This is a genomic window from Gemmobacter sp. (assembly GCF_016792925.1).
Classification (GTDB): Bacteria; Pseudomonadota; Alphaproteobacteria; order Rhodobacterales; family Rhodobacteraceae; genus Gemmobacter.
The window spans coordinates 1-9,983 of the sequence record NZ_JAEULU010000010.1; the positions used below are offsets into that span (position 1 = coordinate 1).

Genomic DNA, 9,983 nt, shown 5'->3' on the forward strand with positions numbered 1-9,983 from the left:
ATGTGTCTGCAATTTCCAACAGCTCGTCCAGATCCTGACTGATCACCACCACCGCCGCGCCCTCTGCCGCGCGGTCCAGGATCGCCTGCCGGATCGAGGCCGCCGCCGCCGCATCCACGCCCCAGGTCGGCTGGTTGATCACGATGACCTCCGGCGCTTGCAGCAGCTCGCGCCCGACCACGAATTTCTGCAAGTTCCCGCCCGACAGTGCCCGCGCCGCCACATGGGGCCCCGGCGTGCGCACGTCGAACCCCTGAATGATCGCCTTCGCAAAATCTTCCGCCTTGGCCCAGTCGATGAAGCCGCGCCGGGTCAGCCCCTGCCGCACCGCGCCCGAGAGCAGCGCATTTTCCACCAGCGACATATTGGGCGCCGCCGCATGGCCCAAGCGCTCCTCCGGGGCGGAAACCAGCCCGGCCCGCCGCCGCGCCTCCGGCCCCAGATCGCCCACCGGCTGGGAATGGATGCGCACCTTATCGGCCGCGCTGCGAATTTCCCCATTCAGCGCCAGCAGCAATTCATCCTGCCCATTGCCCGCCACACCCGCAATGCCCAGCACCTCGCCCTTGGCAACTGTAAAGCTGATGTTTTTCAAGCTGGTGCCAAAGGGGATGGGCGAGGGCACCGACAGATCGCTGACGCCCAGCGCCACCTCGCCCCTCGCGCCCGCGCGCCGCTCCGGCGGGGTCAGCACCGCGCCCACCATCATCTCGGCCAGCTCGCGCGCGGTCTTCTCCGACGGGGTGCAGGTGCCCACCACCTTGCCCCGGCGCAGCACCGTCGCCTCGTCGCAGAGCGCGCGGATCTCCTCCAGCTTGTGCGAGATATACAGGATCGAGGTGCCCTCGGCCTTCAACTGCCGCAGCGTCTTGAACAGGATCTCCACCTCCTGCGGCGTCAGCACGCTGGTCGGCTCGTCCATGATGAGGAGTTTCGGCGATTGCAGCAGGCAGCGGATGATCTCCACCCGCTGACGCTCGCCCGCCGACAGGTCGCCCACCATCCGGCCCGGGTCCAGCGGCAGGCCATATTCCTCGCTCACCGCGCGGATTTTCGCGGCCAGCTCGCGCATCGGCGGCGGAGTTTCCATGCCCAACGCCACGTTTTCCGCCACGTTCAGCGCCTCGAACAGGCTGAAATGCTGAAACACCATGGCCACGCCCGCAGCCCGCGCCACCGAGGGTTTGGCGGGCGCATAGGCGGCGCCGCGCCACAGCATGCGGCCCTGATCGGGCTTCACCAGCCCGTAAATCATCTTCACCAGCGTCGATTTCCCGGCGCCGTTTTCCCCCAGCAGGGCATGCACCTCGCCCGGTTTGATGGTAAAGGACACGTCACTATTGGCCACCACGCCCGGATAGGCCTTGGTCACGCCCTCGATCCGCAACAGCTCGGTCATGCCATCCTCTCCCCACGGCGCGCCCTCTGCGGGGCCGTCCTCAACAGTTCGGTTGCCACCCCCAATGCTATGGCCTGAGGGTGTTTGCCAAGGCTCGTATCGCCTATAGGACAGGCAATCCGTTGAATTTCCGTCAACAAATGCCCCAGATCGTGCAATCTTGCCCGAAAGCGCGCCGCTTTTGTGGCCGATCCGATCAGCCCCAGCCGCGCGAAGCCATGGGCCAGAATCCGGTGGCACAGCTCCAGATCCAGCGCATGCGAATAGGTCAGCACCAGATGCTCCGCATCCTGTGGCGCATGGGCCACCAGCCCCGCAGGGTCCGCCACCGGCACTGCCGTCACGCCGGGCGGGATCACGTCGGGAAAGCGCTCCGGCGCGGTATCGACCCAGGTGATCGCCAGATCGGGCAAGGGCGCCAGCACCGCAACCAGCGCCCGCCCCACATGCCCCGCGCCCCAGACCCAGACCTGACGCGAGGGCCGCGCCACCGGCTCGATGAACCAGCCCTGCACCAGCTGCGCCGCGGGCGCCACCCCCTCGCCCCGCTGCGCCGCCAGCAGCCGCTTCACCGCCAGGGGCATCGGCGCGCCCGCGACCGCCCGCGCAATCACCGCGCCCTCGGGCACCGCCCCATACAGTTCCGACAGCAACGCCACCGCCCCGCCGCAGCATTGCCCCAGCGCTGGCCCCAGCGGCACCCGCTCGAAGCGCAGCGGCGCGCCCCCGGCCAGCATCGCCCGCGCCCGCTCTGCCGCCTGATGCTCCAGCGCCCCGCCGCCGATGGTGCCGCTCTGCCCCTCCGGCCAGACCAGCATCGCCGCCCCCACCTCGCGCGGGGAGGAGCCCTTCACCTCCGCCAGCACCACCCGCACCACACGCGGGGCCAGCCTCAGGGCCTGCGCCAAAGCCTCCCGGTCAAACATGCCCGCGCTGCCTTTGCACCGCCCACAGCACCCGTTCTGCCGTGGCAGGCGCGTCCAAAGCAGGGTAAACCGAGCCATCGCCGCATGCCGCCACAGCATCCGACAGCGCCATGAGGGCCGAAACACCCAGCATGAAGGGCGGCTCCCCCACCGCCTTCGAGCGGCCCACCGTCGCCTCGCGGTTCTCGCGCCCCCATAGCGCCACGTTGAAAACGGGCGGACGGTCCGAACAGGCCGGGATCTTGTAGGTCGAGGGCGCATGGGTCATCAGCCGCCCCTTGCCATCCCAGACCAGCTCCTCCGTGGTCAGCCAGCCCGCGCCCTGCACATAGGCGCCCTCCACCTGGCCAATATCAATCGCCGGATTGAGGCTGGCGCCGGTATCATGCAGCAGATCGGCGCGCAGAATGCGGTTTTCCCCGGTCAGCGTGTCGATCACCACCTCGGTCACCGCCGCGCCATAGGCGAAATAGAGGAAAGGCCGCCCCTGCCCCTTCACCCGGTCCCAACTGATCTTGGGCGTTGCATAAAACCCGGTGGCCGACAGCGAGATGCGCGCCTGATAGGCCCAGGCCGCCACTTGGGCAAAGGCAAAGGCCTCGCCCGCCACCTTCACCTCGCCGCCCTCGAACCGAACCTGATCCGTCGCCACGCCAAACTTGCCCGCCATGAACTCCGCCAGCCGCGCGCGGATGGTCAGACAGGCCGCCTGCACCGCCATCCCGTTCATGTCACTGCCCGACGAGGCCGCCGTGGCCGAGGTATTGGGCACCAGCGCCGTATCGGTCGCGGTGATCTTCACCGCCGCCACCTCCACGCCAAACACGCCCGCCGCCACCTGCGCCACTTTCTGAAACAGCCCCTGCCCCATCTCGGTGCCGCCATGGTTCAACCGGATCGAGCCATCCTGATACAGATGCACCAAGGCCCCGGCCTGATTGAGCCATGTCAGCGTAAACGAAATGCCAAACTTCACCGGCGTCAGCGCAATGCCGCGCTTCAACACGGGCGACCCCGCATTCCAGCGCGCAATCTCCGCCCGCCGCGCCGCGTAACCGGAGGTCCGCTCCAATTCGTCCAGCATCGCCCGAAGACAGAAATCCTCCACCGGCATGCCATAATGCGTGGTCTGCACCGCAGGTTTGGGCGAAAACGCCCCGCCGAAACGCCGCCCCGTTCCCGGCGCCTCTGCCCGGAACGCCCCCGCATTCATCTTGGCCGAAATATCCTCGGGGGGAGCGCCAGAGGCGCGGGGGGCAGACAGCCCCCCTTCCGCTATTTCCGCATAGAAATTCCGCCGCCGGACCTGCACCGGGTCCAGCTTCAACACATGGGCGATGTGATCCACCACCCGCTCGATCCCCACCACACCCTGAGGCCCGCCGAACCCGCGATAGGCGGTGTTCGACTGGGTGTTGGTGCGCAGCCGGTGGCTCTCGATCCGCAGATGCTCCAGGAAATAGGCATTGTCGGCATGCAGCATGGCGCGGTCGGCCACTGGCAGGCTCAGATCCTGCGACCAGCCGCAGCGGATCAGATGCTGGAACTCCAGCCCCAGAATCCGCCCCGTCGCATCGAACCCCGCACGATAGCCGATGGTCAGATCATGCCGCTTGCCGGTGATCACCATGTCATCATCGCGGTCATAGCGCATCTTGCAGGGCCGCCCGGTGGCGCGCGCCGCCATGGCGCAGGCAATCGCCAGATGGTTGCCCTGGCTTTCCTTGCCGCCAAAGCCACCGCCCATCCGGCGCACCTCCACCCGCACCGCGCTCATCGGCAGATGCAGCGCATGGGCCACCTTGTGCTGAATCTCGCTCGGATGCTGGGTCGAGGCGTAGATCACCATATCCCCGCCCTCTTGCGGCAGGGCGGCGGCGATCTGGCCTTCCAGATAGAAATGCTCCTGCCCGCCGACCTCGAACCGCCCTTCGATGACCTGCGGAGCCTTGGCAATCGCCGCGCCCGCATCGCCGCGCGCCCAGACCACTGGCCCGGCCTCAAAGCGGCTGTTGGCCGCGAGGGCCGCCTCCACCGTCAGCAGCGCGGGCCGTTCTTCGTAAGTGATCTTGCCCAGCCGCGCGGCCTTGCGCGCCGCCAGATGGCTGTCGGCCACCACCAGAAACACCGGCTGGCCCACGTAATGCACCACACCGGTGGCCAGCAGCGGCTCATCGCCCAAACTGGGCGAGCAATCCGGCATCTCGGGCCAATCCTCGGCGCTGAACACCGCCAGCACGCCGGGGGCGGCCCGCACGGCGGCAAGGTCCATCGCGGTGATGGCCCCATGCGCACAGGTGGAAAGCCCGAAGGCCAGATGCGCCGCATCGCCGGGCAGCGGAATGTCATCGGTATAGCGCGCAGCGCCCGTCACATGCAGCGGCGCCGCGTCATGCGGCAAGGGTTTGCCCATGCTCATGCCCGCACCTCCAACACATTCACCGCGCCGCCCGAGGCCTCATGCCAATAGCGCAGCGCCATATTGCCCGCCGCCTCCAGCCGATAGGCGGCGCTGGCGCGCATGTCGCTGAGCGGCGCGAAATCAGTGGCACAGGCCGCCTTCGCCGCCTCAAAGGCCGCCAAGGCAAAAGGCTGACCCATCAACGCCGCCTCCATCGCCCGCGCGCGTTTCGGCGTGCCCGCCATGCCGCCAAAGGCGATCCGCGCCGCCGTGATCACGCCACCCTCAACCGTCAGGTTGAAGGCCCCCAGCACGGCTGAGATATCCTGATCGAAGCGTTTGGAGAGCTTGTAAACCTTCAGCCCCGGCGCGCGGGCAGGGATCGTCACCGCCTCCACAAACTCGCCTGGGCGACGGTCCTGCTTGCGATACTCGAGGAAGAAATCCTCCAATGCCATCTCGCGCCGCGCGGCCCCCTGCCGCAGATGCAACCGCGCGCCCAAAGCGATCAGCGCGGGCGGGCCGTCGCCAATGGGCGAGCCATTGGCGATATTGCCGCCAATAGTCGCGGCATTCCTCACCTGTTCGCTGGCATAGCGGGTCAGCATCGCCGCGAAGCTCGGATGCGGGGCCGCCATCGCGGCGCGCAGATCGGTGATGGAGACCCCCGCGCCGATACGGATCATGTCCCCCTCGGTCTCGATCCGCTTCATGGCGGGGATGCCCCCCAAGAACGCGACTTTCGGCAGCGCGCGCAGCTGCTTGGTGACCCAAAGACCCACATCGGTGGCCCCCGCCACCAGCGTGGCGTCGGGGTTTTCAAGATACCACTCTGCCAATTGATCCGGGGTTTCGGGGTGGAAAGCGCCGGGGGCTTCCCCCCCAGAGTTCTCGGATATTGGCCCCGAGGATATTTGGGCCAAGATGAAGGGGGGGGCCTCTTGCATCCAATCCGGCACGGGCTGGGCGGCGGCGGCCTCAGCCGCGCGGATGATCGGCGCATAGCCGGTGCAGCGGCACAGATTGCCCGCCAGCACCACATCATGATCCTGCCGCCCCTGCGCATGGGCCGCCGCCATCGAGGTGCAAAAGCCCGGCGTGCAAAAGCCGCATTGGCTGCCGTGATGATCGACCATCGCCTGTTGCACCGGGTGCAGCTGGCCCTCCGGCCCGGACAAGCCTTCGACCGTGCGCACCGCCTTGCCCTGCAATTGCGGCAGGAACAGGATGCAGGCATTCAGCGCGCGCGGCCCGGCCTCATCGCTGACCACCACCGTGCAGGCGCCGCAATCGCCCTCGTTGCAGCCCTCCTTGGTGCCGCAAAGCCCCCGATCCTCGCGCAAATATTGCAAAAGCGTGCGCGTGGGGGCCACCCCCGACAGGCGCACCGGCGTTCCGTTGAGCAGAAACGCAAGCTCGGTCATCACACGTCCCGCCGCCTTACTCCCTTCGGCCTCTCTGCCCTCTCCGATGCGGCGTAAAAGCGGGCGGCCTTTATTCTGGTTCCTGTCAGCAGACCAGAGGCGGGGCGCCCCTGTCCAGCAGAACCTTTCCTGAAAACGCGAAAGGAGTTGCAGAAAATCCCGAAGAATGCGGACTGCCCGTTCTTTGGGCTGTCATCACCCCCGCCCGATGATACTCTGCCGCCATGTCAGAGCCTGTCCGATTCATCCATCTCCGCACCCATACCGAATATTCGCTGCTGGAAGGCGCGGTGCCGGTGAAAAAGCTTGTAGGGCTTTGCGCCGCGCAGAACATGCCTGCCGTTGCGGTGACCGACAGCAATGCCATGTTCGCCGCGCTGGAGTTCTCCACCATCGCCGCAGGCGCGGGCGTGCAGCCCATTGTCGGCTGCCAGATGGCCCTGATGCACGACCCCGCCCGCCCCGGCGAAAAGCTGCGCCTGCCTGCGCCGCTTGTGCTGCTGGCGCAAAGCGAGGCGGGCTATATGAACCTCATGGCGCTCTCGACCAGCCTCTACATCGAGAAATCCGGCCAGATCCCGCATCTGACGCTGGAGGATCTGGAGGCGCATAGCGAGGGCGTCATCTGCCTGACTGGCGGCGCCGAAGGCCCGGTGGGCAAGATCTTGCAAACCGGCAACATGGCCCGGGCCGAGGCGCTGCTGACCCGCCTCGCCGCCATCTTCCCCGACCGGCTTTATGTCGAATTGCAGCGCCATCCCGGCGAGGGCGGCCGCCTGATGGAGGCCGAGGCCGCCACCGAGCGCGGCTTTCTCGATCTCGCCTATGCCATGGGCCTGCCCATCGTTGCCACCAATGATGTCTATTTCCCCAAGCCCGAGATGTATGAGGCGCATGACGCCCTTATCTGCATCGCGGAAGGCGCCTATGTCGATCAATCCGAACCGCGCCGCCGGCTGACGCCGCAACATTACTTCAAGTCCGAATCCGAAATGTGCGCGCTGTTCGCCGATCTGCCCGAGGCGCTGGAAAACACCGTCGAGATCGCGCGTCGCTGCGCCTACAAGGTGCCGAAGATCGCGCCCTTGCTGCCGAAATTCGCCGATAACGAGGTGGAGGCGCTGCGCAGCCAAAGCTGGGAGGGCCTGCGCGCCCGCCTCGCCGTGATCCCCCATGCCGCGCCGGTGGAGGAATACGAGGCCCGCCTCACCTTCGAGCTGGATATTATCGAGCGGATGAAATTCCCCGGTTATTTCCTGATCGTGGCCGATTTCATCAAATGGGCCAAGGCGCATGACATCCCGGTGGGGCCGGGGCGCGGCTCGGGCGCGGGCTCGCTGGTGGCCTATGCGCTCACCATCACCGACCTTGACCCGCTGCGCTATGCCCTGCTGTTTGAACGCTTCCTGAACCCGGAACGCGTCTCGATGCCCGACTTCGACATCGACTTCTGCATGGACCGCCGCGAGGAGGTCATCCGCTATGTGCAGGAACGCTATGGCCGCGACAAGGTGGGCCAGATCATCACCTTCGGCGCGCTGCTGTCCAAGGCCGCCGTGCGCGATGTGGGGCGGGTGTTGCAGATGCCTTACGGCCAGGTGGATCGCCTGTCGAAGATGATCCCCGTCGAGGGGGTGAAACCCGTCTCGATCCAGAAGGCGCTGGCCGATGAACCCCGCCTGCGCGAGGCCGCCAAATCCGAGGAGGTGGTGGACCGTCTGCTGAATTACGGCATGCAGATCGAGGGGCTGCTCCGCAACGCCTCCACCCACGCCGCCGGGGTGGTGATCGGCGACCGCCCCTTGGACCGGCTGGTGCCGCTGTATCAAGACCCGCGCTCCGACATGCCCGCCACCCAGTTCAACATGAAATGGGTCGAGGCGGCGGGGCTGGTGAAGTTCGACTTTCTGGGCCTGAAAACCCTGACCGTCATCCAGAACGCCATCGACCTGATCCGCGGCACCGGGCGGCACTTGCACGAGGCCGCCGATGGCCGCCGGCTCTATGACCCCAAGCCGGGCGCCGAGAATGACATCGGCCATATCCCGCTGGATGACAAGGTCACCTATGACCTCTACGCGCAGGCCCGCACGGTCGCGGTGTTTCAGGTGGAATCCACCGGCATGATGGACGCGCTGCGGCGCATGAAACCCACCTGTATCGAAGATATCGTGGCGCTGGTGGCGCTCTATCGCCCCGGCCCGATGGAAAATATCCCGGTCTATTGCGAGGTGAAGCATGGCCTTCGCCCGCTGGAGAGCCTCCACCCCACCATCGACCCCATTCTGGCCGAGACCCAGGGCATCATCGTCTATCAGGAACAAGTGATGCAGATCGCGCAGGTCATGGCGGGCTATAGCCTTGGCGGCGCCGACCTTCTGCGCCGCGCCATGGGCAAGAAGATCGCCGAGGAAATGGCCAAGGAACGCCCGAAATTCATCGAAGGCGCCAAGGCCACCCATAATATCGACGCCAAGAAAGCCGGCGAGGTGTTCGACCTGCTGGAGAAATTCGCCAATTACGGCTTCAACAAATCCCACGCCGCCGCCTATGCCGTGGTCAGCTATCAAACCGGCTGGCTGAAGGCCAATCACCCGGTCGAATTCATGGCCGGTGTGATGAATTGCGATATTCACCTCACCGACAAACTGGCGGTCTACAAGCGCGAGTTGGACAAACTCGACATTCCGGTGGTGCCGCCTTGCGTCAATCGCTCGCTCGCCACCTTCAGCGTCGATCAGGGCCGGGTGGTCTATGCGCTTGGCGCCTTGAAGAATGTGGGCGTCGAGGCGATGAAGATGATCGTCGAGGCGCGCGGCGCAAAACCCTTTGCCACGCTGTTCGATGTCGCCCGCCGGGTCGATCTCAAGCGCGTGGGCAAGCGCCCGCTGGAGATGCTGGCCCGCGCCGGGGCCTTCGATCAGCTGGATGGCAACCGCGCCCGGGTGTTTGAGGCGCTGGACAGTCTGGTCGCCTATTCGGCGGCGGTGCATGAGGCGGCGGCCTCGGATCAGGTCTCGCTCTTCGGGTCGTCGGGGTCCGACATCCCCGAACCCCGCATCCGGGGCCGCGACGACTGGCTGCCGGTCGAGCGGCTTAGCCAAGAACATCAGGCCATCGGCTTTTACCTCTCGGGGCATCCGCTGGATGATTATATGGGGCCGTTGAAGCGCAAGAAGGTGATGACCCTGACCGAGCTGACCGCCGCCTGCGAGCGCGGGCCGACGGTCGCCAAACTCGCCGGTTCGGTCAGTTCGCGGCAGGAACGCAAATCGGCCAAGGGCAACCGCTTTGCCTTTGTGCAACTGTCAGACCCCACGGGCCTCTATGAGGTGACGGTGTTTTCTGACACTTTGGAACAATGCCGCGATCATCTGGAGCCGGGCAAGAATGTCGTCCTCACCGTCGAGGCCAATCTGGAAGGCGAGACGCTGAAACTTCTGGCGCGCGCCGCCGCGCCGATTGATACCGTGGCGGCGCAGGCGGGCGGCTCGAACCTGCGCATCCATCTGGACCGGGTCGAGGCCGTGGCCTCCGTCGCCGCCCTGTTCGCCCGCGTCGAGGCCGGGCGCCAGCGCGGCCAGATCACCTTCACCGTGCCCGATGATCAGGGCCGCGAGATCGACCTCACCCTCCCCGACCCGCTGCCCGTCACGCCGCAGATCAAGGGCGCCATCAAGATCATGCAGGGCGTGGTGATGGTGGAGGAGATTTGAGGTTCTCGGCTTGAGGTTTTCGGGCGGATCAGGAAAAGCACCGCTTTTCCCCGCCCGATGTGGAAACCTTACCGCAAGACCGGCACCGCCAATGCGCGAGAGGCCGGTGCCCGCCCG

General features: G+C 66.3%; 5 protein-coding genes. 1 reads left to right on the forward strand and 4 read right to left on the reverse strand.

All coding sequences use genetic code 11. The features are described 5' to 3' along the window. From JNN06_RS00360 to xdhA, 4 genes are all read right to left on the reverse strand, one after another. Positions 1–1,399 (reverse strand): ABC transporter ATP-binding protein (locus JNN06_RS00360; RefSeq protein WP_291237613.1); only part of this gene is annotated, 1,399 nt, incomplete at its 3' end. After that, positions 1,396–2,325, reverse strand: coding sequence for a xanthine dehydrogenase accessory protein XdhC (gene xdhC, locus JNN06_RS00365; RefSeq protein WP_291237614.1), 930 nt, complete (start codon positions 2,323–2,325; stop codon positions 1,396–1,398). The genes JNN06_RS00360 and xdhC, both read right to left, overlap by 4 nt. Beyond that, positions 2,318–4,744 (reverse strand): xanthine dehydrogenase molybdopterin binding subunit, encoded by a 2,427-nt coding sequence (gene xdhB, locus JNN06_RS00370; protein ID WP_291237615.1) that lies wholly within the window; start codon positions 4,742–4,744, stop codon positions 2,318–2,320. Before xdhB ends, xdhC begins: the two co-directional genes overlap by 8 nt. Then, positions 4,741–6,150: a xanthine dehydrogenase small subunit gene (xdhA, locus tag JNN06_RS00375; protein ID WP_291237616.1), complete on the reverse strand. Its 1,410-nt coding sequence runs from the start codon at positions 6,148–6,150 to the stop codon at positions 4,741–4,743. The genes xdhB and xdhA overlap by 4 nt, the downstream gene beginning before the upstream one ends. A gap of 224 nt (positions 6,151–6,374) precedes the next feature. On the opposite strand from xdhA, the gene dnaE reads away from it, so the two are divergent. Then, positions 6,375–9,866 (forward strand): DNA polymerase III subunit alpha, encoded by a 3,492-nt coding sequence (gene dnaE / locus JNN06_RS00380; protein ID WP_291237617.1) that lies wholly within the window; start codon positions 6,375–6,377, stop codon positions 9,864–9,866. The last annotated feature ends 117 nt before the right edge of the window (positions 9,867–9,983 follow it).